12 protein-coding genes are annotated in these 14,153 nt (G+C 73.7%); 11 read left to right on the plus strand and 1 reads right to left on the minus strand.

The features are described 5' to 3' along the window. Positions 1 to 28 precede the first annotated feature (28 nt). The 5 genes from JOF36_RS01190 to JOF36_RS01210 all read left to right on the plus strand — a co-directional run bounded on the left by JOF36_RS01190 (position 29) and on the right by JOF36_RS01210 (position 5,471). On the plus strand, positions 29 to 838 hold the full coding sequence (locus tag JOF36_RS01190; RefSeq protein WP_210024580.1) for a GntR family transcriptional regulator: 810 nt from the start codon (positions 29 to 31) through the stop codon (positions 836 to 838). Beyond that, complete coding sequence (locus JOF36_RS01195; RefSeq protein ID WP_210024581.1) at positions 835 to 1,650, plus strand: sulfite exporter TauE/SafE family protein; 816 nt, start codon at positions 835 to 837, stop codon at positions 1,648 to 1,650. The genes JOF36_RS01190 and JOF36_RS01195 overlap by 4 nt, the downstream gene beginning before the upstream one ends. Positions 1,651 to 2,097: 447 nt before the next feature. After that, complete coding sequence (locus JOF36_RS01200) at positions 2,098 to 3,546, plus strand: MBL fold metallo-hydrolase (protein ID WP_245350606.1); 1,449 nt, start codon at positions 2,098 to 2,100, stop codon at positions 3,544 to 3,546. A gap of 75 nt (positions 3,547 to 3,621) precedes the next feature. Continuing rightward, positions 3,622 to 4,821 carry a homogentisate 1,2-dioxygenase gene (locus tag JOF36_RS01205; protein WP_210024582.1) on the plus strand — a complete coding sequence of 400 codons (1,200 nt, stop codon included), beginning with the start codon at positions 3,622 to 3,624 and terminating at the stop codon, positions 4,819 to 4,821. Next, positions 4,818 to 5,471 carry a class I SAM-dependent methyltransferase gene (locus JOF36_RS01210; RefSeq protein ID WP_210024583.1) on the plus strand — a complete coding sequence of 218 codons (654 nt, stop codon included), beginning with the start codon at positions 4,818 to 4,820 and terminating at the stop codon, positions 5,469 to 5,471. Before JOF36_RS01205 ends, JOF36_RS01210 begins: the two co-directional genes overlap by 4 nt. Here JOF36_RS01210 and JOF36_RS01215 read toward each other — a convergent pair. After that, on the minus strand, positions 5,446 to 6,576 hold the full coding sequence (locus tag JOF36_RS01215; RefSeq protein ID WP_210024584.1) for a cysteine--tRNA ligase: 1,131 nt from the start codon (positions 6,574 to 6,576) through the stop codon (positions 5,446 to 5,448). The two genes, JOF36_RS01210 and JOF36_RS01215, sit on opposite strands and share 26 nt — an antisense overlap. Positions 6,577 to 6,686: 110 nt before the next feature. On the opposite strand from JOF36_RS01215, the gene JOF36_RS01220 reads away from it, so the two are divergent. From JOF36_RS01220 to JOF36_RS01245, 6 genes are all read left to right on the plus strand, one after another. Continuing rightward, positions 6,687 to 7,520, plus strand: a complete 834-nt coding sequence (locus tag JOF36_RS01220; RefSeq protein ID WP_210024585.1) for an SDR family NAD(P)-dependent oxidoreductase — start codon at positions 6,687 to 6,689, stop codon at positions 7,518 to 7,520. An 80-nt stretch (positions 7,521 to 7,600) separates the two neighbouring features. Further along, entirely contained in the window at positions 7,601 to 9,262 is a 1,662-nt protein-coding gene (locus tag JOF36_RS01225) for a flavin monoamine oxidase family protein (protein WP_210024586.1), read from the plus strand. Further along, entirely contained in the window at positions 9,262 to 10,044 is a 783-nt protein-coding gene (locus tag JOF36_RS01230) for a carbon-nitrogen hydrolase family protein (RefSeq protein WP_210024587.1), read from the plus strand. Before JOF36_RS01225 ends, JOF36_RS01230 begins: the two co-directional genes overlap by 1 nt. A gap of 96 nt (positions 10,045 to 10,140) precedes the next feature. Beyond that, a complete protein-coding gene (locus JOF36_RS01235; RefSeq protein WP_210024588.1) occupies positions 10,141 to 12,546 on the plus strand; it encodes a phosphoketolase family protein in 2,406 nt (801 codons plus the stop codon). Then, positions 12,543 to 13,625: an acetate/propionate family kinase gene (locus JOF36_RS01240; protein ID WP_210024589.1), complete on the plus strand. Its 1,083-nt coding sequence runs from the start codon at positions 12,543 to 12,545 to the stop codon at positions 13,623 to 13,625. Before JOF36_RS01235 ends, JOF36_RS01240 begins: the two co-directional genes overlap by 4 nt. A 115-nt stretch (positions 13,626 to 13,740) precedes the next feature. Beyond that, a complete protein-coding gene (locus JOF36_RS01245) occupies positions 13,741 to 14,148 on the plus strand; it encodes a hypothetical protein (protein ID WP_210024590.1) in 408 nt (135 codons plus the stop codon). Positions 14,149 to 14,153: the final 5 nt, after the last annotated feature.

The raw sequence follows: 14,153 nt of genomic DNA on the forward strand, positions 1-14,153 counted from the left end.
GCCACCAAATGACCGTACATTCACGGTCATGCCTGACCGTGCCGCCACCACCACGGGCCCGGCACCGCTGCGCCGGATCGCCGGCAGGCGGCTCTGGGAACAGCTGCTCGCCGACCTGCGCCGCCGGCTCGACGCCGACGAGTTCACCGGCGGCTTCCCCGGCGAGCTCGCCCTGGTCGAGGAGTACGGCGTCAGCCGGCACACCGTCCGCCAGGCCGTGCAGATCCTCCGCGAGGAGGGCCTGGTGATCGGCAGCCGGGGCAGGCCGTCCCGGCAGGCCGAGCCGGTCGAGATCGCCCAGCGGCTCGGCGCCCTCTACAGCCTCCACGAGTCGGTCCGGGCGATGGGCCTGGAGCAGCGCAGCGTCGTCCGGTCCCTGGGCGTCGTCGCCGACGGCGTCGTCGCCGCCCGGCTGGGCCTGGAGGAGTCCACGCCGCTGGTCCACCTGGAGCGCCTGCGCCTGGCCGGCGGCGATCCCCTCGCCCTGGACCGGGTGTGGCTGCCGCACGAGCTGGCCGCTCCGCTGCTGCACGCCGACTTCTCGAGCGGCGCGCTCTACGAGCGCTACGCCGAGCTGTGCGGGGTCGTGCTCACCGGGGGCGAGGAGACGATCCAGCCGATCCTGCCCACCCCGGCCGAGCACCGGCTGCTCGGCGGCAGCCCGTCGACCGCGGCGTTCGCCGTCCGCCGGCTCGGCACGGCGAAGGGCCGGCGGGTCGAGTGGCGCCAGACGCTGGTGCGCGGCGACCGGTTCGTCCTGCGCACCGACTTCGCCGGCTCCGGCGGCTACCACCTGGACCTGCTCGGGTCCCCGGACGGGCGGGATCCGCGCCGGTGATCGGCGTCCTGTCCGGTGCGCTGGGCCTGGTCGTCGGCCTGGTCATCGGGACCCTCGGCGGAGGCGGCGGTGTGCTGTCCGTACCCGCGCTGGTCTACCTGCTCGGCCAGGACGCCCGGGCCGCCACCACCGGCAGCATCGTGATCGTCGGGCTCGTCTCGGCGGTCGGGATGCTGACCCGGCTGCGCGGCCGGGTGATCGACTGGCGGACCGGGCTCGCGTTCGGCGTGGTGGGGATCCCGGCGGCCTGGGCCGGAGCGTTGCTCAACCGGACCGTGCCGCAGCCGGCCCTGCTGCTGTCGTTCTCGGTGCTGACCCTGGCGATCGCGGTGCTGCTGCTGGTGCGCAGCTCGTCCACGGCCCGGGAGGACACTCCACCGGCCACCGGGGCGACCGGGTCGACGGGCGTCCTCGCCCCGCCGGACCGGCGCAGCGCCGTGGCGCGCGCGGTGAAGGTGATCGCCTCCGCGGCGGTGGTCGGCTTCATGACCGGCTTCCTCGGCGTCGGCGGCGGCTTCCTCGTGGTCCCGGCGCTGGCGATCGTGCTCGGCATGACGATGCCCGCGGCCATCGCCACCTCGCTGCTCGTGCTGACCCTCAACGCGGCCGGGTCACTGGCGGCCCGGGCCGGGCACCTCGACCTCGACTGGGCCGTGCTCGGGCCGTTCGTGGGCGTCGCCGTGCTCGGGGCGCTGGCCGGGAAGCCGATCGCGGACCGGATGTCCTCGGCGGCGCTCGGCCGCGCGTTCGCGGTGCTGCTGCTGGGCGTCGGCGGGTTCGTCGGGGTCGAGAGCCTGCTGTCGCTGGTCTGACCCGGGCTCAGAACGGGACGCGAGCGGTGTGTGCGGCCCGGACGGCGGCGGCGATCCGGGTGAGCAACCCACGGTCCTCGCGGTCACCACCGCGGGGCGGCTCCACCGGCGACGGCGGTTCGACGGATGCGGGTTCGGACGGCGCAGGGCACGGCGGCAGGACGGGATTCACGACGGGTTCGCTCCGGGCGTCGGCAGACGGGGACGACGGGAGCGGGCCGGGACCGGCCGGGCCCGCTCAGGAACCCGGGCGACAGCGGCGGTCGTCGATCGACAGCTGGTCGGTCGCGATCAGGCACACGACGAACGCGTGATCGGCCGGCGAGCTGTCGAGGGACACGCCGACCACTGCACCACGCCCCGCTGCCCACCGCAAAGGGCCTTCTCACTCCTCGACCGGCGACCCGTTTCAAAGTACGGTCATTTCGGTCCCGCCGAGGAGGCGTCATGGCACAGGATCCCGTCGATGCAGGCGCCTGGCAGTACAGCGGCGACCTGATGTTCCGGCAGTACTACCTGGGGTGCCTGTCCCAGGCGTCCTACCTGGTCGGTGACCGGGGATCCGGCCGCGCGGTCGTCGTCGACCCGCAGCGGGACATCGCCCGCTACCTCGCCGACGCCGCGGCCGAGGGCCTGCGCATCGAGCGGGTGCTGGAGACGCACGTGCACGCCGACTTCCTCTCCGGGCACCTCGAGCTGGCCGCCGCGACCGGAGCCCCGATCTCCTACGGCGCGGCCGCCGACGTCGAGTTCCCGATCGAACCGCTCGCCGACGGGCAGGTACTCACCCTCGGCGCGGTGAACCTGGAGGTCCTGCACACGCCCGGCCACACGCCGGAGTCGATCTGCCTGGTCGTGCGGGACGCCCCCGGGGCAGCGCCGTGGAGCGTGCTGACCGGGGACACCCTGTTCATCGGCGACGTCGGCCGGCCCGATCTGCTGGGCGGCGCCGGGTGGTCGGCCGAGGAGCTGGGCCGGGCGCTGTACGAGTCCACCCGGCGGCTGCTCACCCTCCCGGACGAGACCCGCGTCCATCCCGCGCACGGCGCAGGTTCGGCGTGCGGCAAGAACCTGTCGACCGAGACGTCCAGCACGATCGGCGTGCAGCGGCGCACCAACTACGCGCTGGCCCCGATGGACGCCGACGCGTTCGTCGCCGTCGTCACCGACGGCCAGTCCGCCCCGCCGACCTACTTCGCCCACGCCTCGCACCGCAACCGCGAGCTGCACCCGATGCTGGACGAGACCGCCCCGGTCCCGGCCATCGGTCTCGCCGAGGCCGACGCCGCGGTCGAGCGCGGTGCGCTCCTGCTCGACACCCGCGACCCGCAGGACTTCGCGGCCGCGCACCTGCCCGGCTCGGTGAACGTCGGCCTGGGCGGGCGGTTCGCCGAGGTGGTCGGCCAGGTCGTCGGGCCGGAGACCGGCCTGGTGCTGGTCGGCGACGAGGGCACCGCCACCGAGGCGCGCAACCGGCTGGCCCGGATCGGCTTCGACCGGGTGCTCGGCTTCCTCGACGGCGGCGTGCACGCCGCCCCGCCGCAGCGGCTGCGTGCTGCCGGCCGGGTCACCGCCGACCAGCTCGCGACCCTCGGCGGCACCGTCCGGGCGGTCGACGTCCGCGGCCCCGGGGAGGTCGCCGGCTCCGGCCTGGTGCCGGGTGCGGTGCCGATCCCGCTCCCGACCCTGGTCACCCGGCTCGGTGAGCTCGACCCGGACGCGCCGACCGTCGTCTACTGCGCGGGCGGCTACCGGTCCTCGACCGCCGCATCCCTGCTGCGCTCGCGCGGGTTCGCCCGGGTGGACGACCTGCTCGGCGGCTTCGGGGCGTGGACGACCGGGGAGCACCCGGTGGAGCAGCCTGCCGGCGCACGGCCGGCGCCGGCCGGTGGCTGACCGCAACGTGATTGCCCGCAGGGGCACGCCTACTACGCTCCGTGGCTCATGGACGCATGAGGAGGGGGCGAGGCGATGCCGTACTACCGCAGGGTGGGAGACATCCCACCGAAACGGCACACCCAGCACCGCCGGCCGGACGGGGGTCTGTACTACGAGGAGCTGATGGGTGAGGAGGGTTTCTCCTCCGACTCGTCCCTGCTCTACCACGCCGGGATCCCGTCCGCGCTCGTCGACGCCAGCCCGTGGGAGCTGCCCGACCAGAGCCTGACCGACAACCGTCCGCTGCTCCCCCGGCACTTCACGCTGCACCAGCTGACGGCCGCCGACCCGTCCACCGTCGACGTCGTGACCGGCCGCCGGTTGGTGCTGGGCAACCCCGACGTCCGGATCTCGTACGTGGTCGCGGGCGCGCCGAGCCCGCTCTACCGCAATGCGGTCGGCGACGAATGCGTCTACGTCGAGTCCGGCACCGCGACGCTGGAGACCGTGTTCGGCGTGCTGCCGGTACGCACGGGTGACTACGTGATCGTTCCGCGCGCCACCACGCACCGCTGGGTCCCGACCGGGCCGGACCCGCTGCGGGCCTACGCGATCGAGGCCGACTCGCACATCGCCCCGCCCGCCCGCTACCTGTCCCGCTACGGGCAGCTGCTCGAGCACGCGCCCTACTGCGAGCGCGATCTGCACGGTCCCACCGAGCCGCTGTCGGGCGAGGGCACCGACGTGGAGATCCTGGTCAGGCATCGGGGCGGCGCGCACGGCGTCACCGGCACCCGGTACACGGCACCGACCCACCCGTTCGACGTCGTCGGGTGGGACGGGTGTCTGTACCCGTACACCTTCAACATCTCCGACTTCGAACCGATCACCGGGCGGGTGCACCAGCCACCACCGGCACATCAGGTGTTCGAGGGCCGGAACTTCGTCGTCTGCAACTTCGTGCCGCGCAAGGTCGACTACCACCCGCTCGCCGTGCCGGTGCCCTACTACCACGCCAACGTCGACTCCGACGAGGTCATGTTCTACTGCGGCGGCAGCTACGAGGCCCGCAAGGGTTCCGGCATCGGCCAGGGCTCGGTGTCGCTGCACCCGGGCGGGCACTCGCACGGGCCGCAACCCGGTGCCGTCGAGCGCTCGCTGGGCGCGGAGTTCTTCGACGAGCTGGCGGTCATGGTCGACACCTTCCGGCCGCTCTCCCTGGGTTCGGCCGGTGTCGAGTGCGAGGACCCCGGCTACGCCTGGACCTGGTCCGGGCGGGGGCCGGCACGATGACCGCGCCGGACAACGCAGATCCCGCGAAGGGTCACCGGATCTTCGCCGCCGTCTACGACCGCGTGTCGGCGCCGGTCGAGCGGGAGATCCTCGGCCCGCGACGGGCCTCCCTGGTCGGGTCGCTGACCGGGCGGGTGTTCGACGTCGGCGCCGGGACCGGCGCGAACCTGCCGCACTTCCGGTCCGCGACCGAGGTGGTCGCGCTCGAACCCGATCCCGCGATGCGCCGGCGCCTGGCCCCGCGCACGCAGGACTGCCCGGTGCCGGTGACCGTCGGCGGATCCGGGGCCGGCGAGCTCCCGGCCACCGACGGCTCGGTCGACGCGGTCGTGTTCACGCTGGTGCTGTGCACGGTCCCGGATCCGGGCCGGGCGCTCGCCGAGGCCCGGCGGGTGCTGCGCCCCGGCGGGCGGCTCGTCGCGATCGAGCATGTCGTCGGGCACGGCCGTCCCGCGGTGTGGCGGCGCCGGCTGGCCCCGCTCTGGTCGCGGCTCGCGGCGGGCTGCCGCCTCGACCGGGACACGGTGCCCGCGATCCGCGCGGCAGGCTTCGTGCTCGACGAGCTCGAGGACTTCACGGTCGGCCCCGGATGGGCGCCGGCCGGTCAGCTCGTGCAGCTGAGCGCTACTGCAGGGCCAGCGTCCGGATGACCAGCCGGGCCGCGTCGCCGCCCGCCTCCAGCGCGGTGCCGAGCGCGGCCGGCACGTCGAGGTCGGTGAGCAGCGCGTCCCGTACCGCGTCGACGGCAGCCGGGGAGCCGGGCTTGCGGCCGGCCGCGACGTAGAGCTCCTCGAGCCGCCCGCCCGCCACCGCGAGGTCCTCGGCCCGGTACTCCCAGGGCCGCGACCACGGCCGGTCGAGCAGCAGCAGGCGCAGCGCGGCGCCGGGCACGGATCCGAGCAGATCCTGCACCAGAACGAGATTGCCGGTCGACTTCGCCATCTTCGCACCGTCGACCGACACCACGCCCACCCGGAAACCACGCCGGGCGAACAGGCCGGCGCCGGTGGCGGCCGCGGCCATCGCGGACTGGTACGCGTGGTGCGGGAAGGTCAGGTCCGCGCCGCCCGCGAGCACGTCGACGACCCCGCCGAGCGAGGCCAGCGCCATCGCCGCGCACTCGGCGTGCCAGCCCGGGCGGCCCGGCCCCCACGGGCTCGGCCACGCCGGGTGCACGCCGTCGGAGGGCTTCCAGAGCGGGACGTCGAACGGGTCGTCGCGCTGCGGGTCCCCGGGCTCGTCGCCGTACTCGGTGGACAGCGCCAGCGCCGTGTCCCGGTCGAGCCCGGCCGCCGCGGGCACCCCGGCACCCCGGAAGTAGACGGTGCCGCCGCGCTCGTAGGCGTCGCCGGTGGCGAGCAGCGCGCGGGTCAGCGCGACCACGTGCCGGACGTGGTGCCGGGCGTGTGGGGCGTGCTCCGGTGCCCGCACGTTCAGGTCGGCCATGGCGCGGTCGAACCAGAACTCCTGGCGCAGGCCGAACTCGTCGTAGCCGACCTCGCGCTCGACGGCGGTGCGGGTCAGGACGTCGTCGACGTCGGTGACGTTGCGGCTCACCTCGGTCGCGGTCCCCGCCATCCGCACGACCCGGGCCAGCACGTCCGCCCAGACGAAGGTGGCCGCGTGCCCGAGGTGCGTCACGTCGTACGGGGTGATGCCGCAGACGTAGATCCGCGCCGGGGTGGTCAGCGGCAGCGGGGCGCCGCCGAGCACCAGCCCGGCACCGTCGGGGAACTCGCCGTCAACCGTGTCCATGCCCGCATCGTGCCAGCCGGCGTGATGCCCGCCACGGGTTACCCGCGAGTAGTGGATCGCCTAGGGTCTGCTTCCGACCGACACCGCCGTCCGCACCGGGAGCGCCGCCGATGAAGACCTTCACCGACCGCACCGCCGCGATCACCGGGGCCGGCTCCGGCATCGGCCGGGCGCTCGCGTTGCGCCTCGCCGGCGACGGCTGCCACCTCGCGCTCGCCGACGTCGACGCCGCCGGCCTGGCCGAGACGGCCGCGCTGGCCGGCCCGCAGATCCGGGTCACGACGACCGAGCTCGACGTCGCCGACGAGAAGGCCGTGTACGGCTGGGCCGCGTCCACCGTCGCGGACCACGGCTCGGTGAACCTCGTGGTCAACAACGCCGGCGTCGCGCTGTCCGGCACCGTCGGGTCGCTGCCCCTCGACGACTACCGCTGGATCATGGACATCAACTTCTGGGGCGTGGTGTACGGGACGAAGGCGTTCCTGCCGCACCTGGAGGCCACGGGCGAGGGACACGTGGTCAACCTGTCGAGCATCTTCGGCGTCGCCGCCCAGCCGCTGATGAGCGGCTACAACGCGAGCAAGTACGCCGTGCGGGGGTTCACCGAGTCGCTGCGCCAGGATCTGGAGCTGGCCGGATCGGCGGTGTCGGCGACCTGCGTGCACCCGGGCGGGATCAAGACCAACATCGCGCGGGCCGCCCGGATGGACGGCAGTGTCGCGACCGCCACCGGCAAGCCCACCGACGCGGCCGCCGCCGACTTCGAGCGGTTGCTGACCACGAGCCCGGACCGGGCCGCCCGCACCATCCTCGACGGGGTCCGCCGCGACCGGCGGCGCGTCCTGATCGGACCGGACGCGTGGGCGATCGACTCGATGGTGCGGCTGCTGCCGACCGCCTACCAGCGGATCGTCACCGGGGCCGTGCGGTCGCGCCGGTCGTGATCACCGTGTCGTAGTGGATCGGTGCCATATTCGGCACCGATCCGACACGACTCCCCGATCATCGCCGAGGAGCCCCCACGATGAGTCCCGCGCGACCTCCGGTCACCGCCTTCGGCCCGGACTTCCCGTTCCCCTACGACGACTGGATCTCCCACCCGGCCGGCCTCGGCCGGGTCCCGCCGGAGAAGCTCGGGACCGAGGTCGCGGTCGTCGGCGCGGGGATCGCCGGGCTCGTCGCGGCCTACGAGCTCCTGCGGATGGGCCTGCGCCCGGTGGTGTACGAGTCGTCGCGCCTGGGCGGGCGGCTGCGATCGCAACCGTTCGAGGGCGCCGACGGCATCGTCGCCGAGCTGGGCGGCATGCGGTTCCCCCGGTCGTCCACCGCGTTCCACCACTACGTCGACCTGCTGGGCCTGCGCACCGAGCCGTTCCCGAACCCCCTGACGCCCGCGGCACCGAGCACCGTGATCGACCTGCACGGGCGCACGTACTACGGCCGCACCCTGGCCGACCTGCCGCCGTTCTTCACCGAGGTCGCCGACGCCTGGGCGAGCGCGCTCGAGGAGGGCGCCGGGTTCGAGGCCCTGCAGGAGGCGATCCGGAACCGGGACACGGCGACCCTGCAGCGCCTGTGGCACGAGCTGGTCCCGCTCTGGGACGACCGGACCTTCTACGACTTCGTGTCGGCGTCGAAGGCGTTCGCCGGGCTGACCTACCGGCACCGGGAGGCGTTCGGCCAGGTCGGCTTCGGCACCGGCGGGTGGGACTCCGACTTCCCGAACTCGATGCTGGAGATCCTGCGGGTGGTGACGACGGCGTGCGACGAGGACCAGCTGCTCGTCACCGGCGGGGTCGAGCAGGTCCCGCAGGGACTGTGGCGGCGCGCGCCGGAGCACCCGGCGCACTGGCCGGCCGGGACCAGCCTGTCGTCGTTGCACGGCGGCGGGACCCGCCCCGGCGTCGCACGGATCCACCGGGTGGACCCGGACACCATCCGGGTCACCGACGTGCACGGCGTCGAGCGCGACTACGGGGCCGTGCTCACCACCTGCCAGAGCTGGCTGTTGACCACCCAGATCCGGACCGACGAGTCGCTGTTCAGCCAGGAGCTGTGGATGGCACTCGACCGGACCCGCTACATGCAGTCGACGAAGACGTTCGTGATGGTGGACCGGCCGTTCTGGCGCGACACCGACCCGGCCACCGGGCGCGACGTCCTGAGCATGACGCTCACCGACCGGCTCACCCGCAGCACCTACCTGTTCGACCACGGCGACGACCGGCCGGGCGTGATCTGCCTGTCGTACTCGTGGATGAGCGACTCGCTGAAGATGCTGCCGTATCCGGTCGAGAAGCGGGTCGACCTCGCCCTGCGCGCACTGCGGAAGATCTACCCGGACGTCGACATCGCCTCGCACATCATCGGCGACCCGATCACGATGACCTGGGAGTCGGACCCGCACAGCCTGGGCGCGTTCAAGGGTGCGCTGCCCGGCCACTACCGCTACAACCGGCGGATGTACTGCCACTTCGTGCAGGACGACCTGCCCTCGGCCGAGCGGGGGATCTTCATGGCGGGCGACGACGTGTCGTGGACGCCGGCGTGGGCGGAGGGCGCGGTGCAGACCGCGCTCAACGCGGTGTGGGGCATCGCGCACCACCTCGGCGGCTCCTGTGCCCCCGAGAACCCCGGGCCGGGCGACCGGTTCGCCGAGCTGGCGCCGCCGGCGCTGCCGGACTGATGCGGATCGCGCTGCTGCAGGCCACGTCGCAGTCCCGTGACGTGGCCGGGAACCTGCGCCGGCCCGGATCGGCGTGCGCATCGGCCCGCGCGTCGGGGGCCGATCTCGTCGTGACGCCGGAGATGTTCCTGACCGGCTACGACATCGGCGCCGACGCGGTGCGTTCGCTCGCGGAACCGGCCGACGGCCCGTCGTGTGCCGAGGTCTCCGCGATCGCCCGGTCGCACGGTGTCGCGGTCCTGTACGGCTACCCCGAACGGTCCGGGGACGCGGTGTACAACGCAGCCGTGCTTCTCGGCCCGGACGGGACGCGCCTCGCGTCGTACCGCAAGACCCACCTGTTCGGTGACTCGGACCGGGCCTGCTTCCGCGCGTCGGACCAGGGCCCGGCGGTGGTGGAGTTCGGCGGATGGCGGCTCGGCCTGCTGATCTGCTACGACGTCGAGTTCCCGGAGGCCGTGCGCGTCCTGGCACTGCGCGGCGCGGACGTGGTGCTGGTCCCGACCGCGAACATGATCGACTACGACGTGGTGGCCGACGTGCTGGTGCCGGCCCGGGCGTACGAGAACCAGGTCTACGTGGCCTACGCGAACTACGTCGGCCGGGAGGGGTTGCTGACCTACGGCGGGCTGTCCTGCGTCGGTGGGCCGGCGGGGTCGTTCGTGGCGCGCGCCGGGCGGGGCGAGGAGCTGTTGCTCGCGGACCTCGACCGGGATGCGCTCGAGGCCTCCCGCCGGGCCACTCCGTACCTGGCCGATCGGCGGCCGGAGCTGTACCGCTGACCTCACACCCCTGGGTTGCGCTTCACACCTGATGCCGCGGGTGTGCGGAGCGGCCACGGGGTGTGAGCGCACCCCCGCGGGGTAGGCGAGCCGGCGATGAGCGCGCACACGGCAGGCGCCCGGACCTCGACGGACGGCGCCGACGACCTGGCCACGGTGGACGCCTTCTGGCGGGCCGCCAACTACCTGTCGGTCGGCCAGATCTATCTGATGGCCGACCCGTTGCTCGACGAGCCGTTGCAGCCGGAGCACATCAAGCCCCGGCTGCTCGGGCACTGGGGCACCACCCCCGGGCTGAACTTCGTGTGGGCGCACCTGAACCGGGTGATCGTCCGCGACGAGCAGGACACGCTGATGATCACCGGGCCCGGCCACGGCGGCCCCGGTGTCGTCGCGTCGGCCTGGCTGGAGGGCAGCTACACCGAGCGGTGGACACACGTCTCCCGCGACGCCGAAGGCATGGCGGAGCTGTTCCGCCAGTTCTCCTTCCCCGGCGGCATCCCCTCGCACGCCGCGCCGCAGACCCCCGGGTCGATCAACGAGGGCGGCGAGCTCGGCTACTCGCTCGCGCACGCCTACGGTGCCGCGTTCGACAACCCGGACCTGCTCGTGACCTGCGTGATCGGCGACGGCGAGGCGGAGACCGGGGCGCTGGCCGGATCGTGGCAGTCGAACGCGTTCCTGCACCCGGTGCACGACGGCACCGTGCTGCCGATCCTGCACCTCAACGGCTACAAGATCGCCAACTCGACGGTGCCCGCCCGGATCCCCGCCGAGGACCTGCAGTCCCTCCTGGAGGGCCACGGACACCGTCCGTACCTGGTCGAAGGCGGGTTCGACGGCGAGGACCCGGCGGCGGTGCACGACCGTATGGCGTCCACGCTGGACGAGATCACCGGCGAGATCCGCCGGATCCGCAGCCGGGCCGCCGCGCAGCACGCGGCCGGTCAGCAGGTCGAGCGGCCCCGCTGGCCGATGCTCGTCCTGCGGACCCCGAAGGGATGGACCGGTCCGACCGAGGTGGACGGCCGGCAGGTCGAGGGCCTGTGGCGGTCGCACCAGGTCCCGCTGCCCGGCGTCCGGGAGGATCCCGAGCACCGCGCCCAGCTGGAACGCTGGCTGCGGTCCTACCGCCCCGAGGAGCTGTTCGACGACGACGGCCGCCCGCGCGAGCACGTGAGCGCCCACGTCCCGGCCGGTGAGCGCCGGATGAGCGCGACACCGCACTCCAACGGCGGCGAGCTGCTGCGCGACCTCCGACTCCCCCCGACCGCCGACCACGCTGTCGAGGTGCCCGCCCCGGGTGCGGTCTCGGCGAGCGCCACCGGGACGCTGGGCGGCTGGCTGGCCGAGGTCGTCCGCCGCAACCCGGAGACGTTCCGGATCATGGGGCCGGACGAGACCGTGTCGAACAAGCTGCAGGACGTCTTCACCGCGACCGACCGCCAGTTCCTGGGCCGGCTGGAGGACACCGACGAGCACGTCGCCCCGCACGGCCGGGTGCTCGAGGTGCTCAACGAGCAGCTCTGCCAGGGCTGGCTGGAGGGCTACCTGCTCTCCGGGCGGCACGGGCTGTTCAACTGCTACGAGGCGTTCGTGCACATCGTCGACTCGATGTTCAACCAGCACGCCAAGTGGCTGGAGGAGAGCAGGCGGATCCCGTGGCGGCGCCCGGTCGCGTCGCTGAACTACCTGCTGACCAGCCACGTCTGGCGCCAGGACCACAACGGCTTCTCCCACCAGGACCCGGGCTTCCTCGACCACGTGCTGAACAAGAAGCCCGAGATCGTGCGCGCCTACCTGCCTCCCGACGCGAACACGCTGCTCGCCACCATGGAGCATTGCCTCGCGTCCCGGGACCTGGTGAACGTGGTCGTCGCCGGCAAGAACGAGCAACCGCAGTGGCTCGGGCCCCACGAGGCACGCGCGCACTGCGTCCGCGGGATCGGCTACTGGGACTGGGCGAGCACCGACACCGGCTCCGAACCCGACGTGGTGCTCGGCTGCGCGGGCGACGTGCCCACGATCGAGACCCTGGCAGCGGCCGGCCTGCTGCGCACCCACCTGCCGGAGCTGAAGGTACGGGTGGTCAACGTGGTCGACCTGATGCGGCTGCAGGACGAGCGCGCACACCCGCACGGGCTGTCCGACCGCGAGTTCGACGGGTTGTTCACCACCGACAAGCCGGTGATCTTCGCCTACCACGGCTACCCGTGGATGATCCACCGGCTGACCTACCGGCGGACCAACCACGCCGACATCCACGTGCGCGGCTTCATCGAGGAGGGCACCACCACGACACCGTTCGACATGGTGATGCTCAACGAGCTGGACCGCTTCCACCTCGTGATCGACGTGATCGACCGGGTACCGGGGCTCGCCGTGGCGCAGTCGGCGCTGCGCCGGCACATGGTCGACGAGCGGCTGCGCTGCCGGGACCACACCCGGCGGACCGGCACCGACGCACCGGACGTCGCCGACTGGACGTGGCAGGGCGCATGAGAACACTCGTGCTCAACGCCGGATCGTCGTCGCTGAAGCTCTCGCTGCTCGACGACGGCACCACCGTGCGCACCGACACCGTGGACCCCGGCGACGACGACGCGCTCGCCGGCTTCGCGGACGGCGACCCGCCGGACGCCGTCGGGCACCGGATCGTGCACGGCGGCGACGAGTTCACCGGCCCGGTCGCCGTCGACGACGAGGTGGTGCGCCGCATCGACGCGCTGCGCGGGCTCGCCCCGCAGCACCAGGGCCCGGCCCTGGACGTGCTGCGCCGGGCCCGTGAGCTCGTGCCGGAGGTGCCGCACGTCGCGTGCTTCGACACCGCGTTCCACCGCACGATCCCGGACGCGGCCGCCACCTACGCCGTCCCGGCCCGGTGGCGCGAGGAGTTCGGGATCCGCCGCTACGGGTTCCACGGCATGGCCCACGAGTGGTCGGCGCGGCGCACCGGCGAGCTCCTCGGCCGCGACCCCGCGACGCTGCGCGTGGTCAACGCCCACATCGGCGCGGGCGCATCGTTGTGCGCGATCGACCGCGGCCTCTCGGTGGACACCACCATGGGGTTCACCCCGACGTCCGGGCTGGTCATGGGCAGCCGCAGCGGGGACCTGGACCCGGCCGTCCCGCTGTGGCTGGCCGGCCACGGCCTCGATCCCGACGACGTCGCCGCCGCGCTGGACCGCGACAGCGGCCTGCTCGCCCTCGCCGGCGAGTCCGATCCGCAGAAGGTGCAGGAGGCCGCCGACGCCGGTGACGCCCGGGCTGCCACCGCGCTGGACGTGTGGGGGCACCGGGCCCGCGCCGGGCTGGCGGCGATGGCGGCGGCGACAGCGGGATTGGACGTACTGACGTTCAGCGGCGGCGTCGGCGAGCACCAGCCGTGGATGCGCGAGCGGGCGGTGCGCGGGCTGGGATTCCTCGGCCTCACCCTCGATCCCGCCCGCAACGACGACGCCCGCGGCGGCGACGCCGTGCTGTCCCCGGACGGCGCCGCGGTGCGGATCCTCGCCGTCACCTCCCGGGAGGACGTGATCATCGCCGAGCAGGTCGCCGCCGTCGCCGGCCGGGCCGGGTAGCGGCCGGCCGGGGCGCTCGTGCCATGACCTCGTAGGTCATCGCATCGGCGCGCCCGCACCGCGATCGTGGGTACCAGCACCGGGGACGGGCCCCGGGAGCACCCAGGAGGCGATCATGACCATCTCCACGCACCCCGTCGTCACGAATCTCCGCGCGGCACTGCGGGTCGACGCCGTCGCGTCCGGCGGGCTCGGCCTGCTCACCGCCGCGGGCGCCGTACTGCTCGGTCCGCTGCTCGGGCTGCCGGTGCCGCTGCTGGTCGGCGCCGGGCTCTTCCTCGTCGCCTGGGCGGCCGGGCTGCTGGTGCTGGCCGCGACCGGGACGGTGCCCCGGGCCGGCGGCTGGGCGGTGGTGGCGGTGAACTCGGCATGGGTGGTGGCGAGCGTCGCCGTCGTTCTCGCCGCGGCGCCGACGGTGCTCGGGATCGCCTTCCTCGTCGCGCAGGCGCTGGTCGTCGCCCTGTTCGTGGAATGGCAGGTCGTGGCGCTGCGCCGCACCGGCGCCGTCCCCGCCGTGGCGTAGGGCCG

The sequence above is a fragment of the Pseudonocardia parietis genome, from assembly GCF_017876315.1.
Lineage (GTDB): Bacteria > Actinomycetota > Actinomycetes > Mycobacteriales > Pseudonocardiaceae > Pseudonocardia > Pseudonocardia parietis.